We start from the raw sequence: 724 nt of genomic DNA on the forward strand, positions 1-724 counted from the left end.
CCGCCCAAGGCCTGCTGGACCCGGACGCGCGCCATGAGCAGCTGCGCAACCTGGTCATCGACCCGCTGTGCCAGCCCGCTGACGGTGTGCTGGCACTGGCCGAGGCCTTGCAGCAGGCGCTGGTGGCCGATACCGCGCTGGATGGCCTGCCCGCCAAATTTGGCTTCTCGCTGGCCAGTGGCCGCCATGGCGGGCTGGCCGAAGTGGCCGCCGATGTGCAGATCGATCCAGATAATGGACCAAGGTTAGAACCTCAAACACACCAGGGTGGTATTTCAACGTTGGCTCCATGAGAACTAGCATCCTCACTTCAAAGCCTCCCACCTATCCTACACAGATCTGTTCAAAGTCCAATACAAAGCTACAGTAAAGGTTCATGGGGTCTTTCCGTCTTTCCGCGGGGAGATTGCATCATCACAAACATTTCAACTTCGCTGAGTCTCAGGAGGAGACAGTGTGGCCATCGTTACGCCATTCGTGCAGGTCGGAACTTACCCGACAAGGAATTTCGCTACCTTAGGACCGTTATAGTTACGGCCGCCGTTTACTGGGACTTCAATCAAGAGCTTGCACCCCATCATTTAATCTTCCAGCACCGGGCAGGCGTCACACCCTATACGTCCACTTTCGTGTTTGCAGAGTGCTGTGTTTTTGATAAACAGTCGCAGCGGCCTGGTTACTGCGACCCTCTTCAGCTATAGCTCGCACGAGCCACCAAAAAGGG

The 724-nt window shown here is 56.2% G+C and carries 1 rRNA gene; it reads right to left on the minus strand.

Annotation, left to right across the window (positions count from 1 at the left end):
• Positions 1–724: ribosomal RNA gene (locus ACJ5GX_RS03460) — 23S ribosomal RNA — on the minus strand; the annotation flags it as partial.

Source organism: Wolbachia endosymbiont of Tuta absoluta, assembly GCF_059414725.1.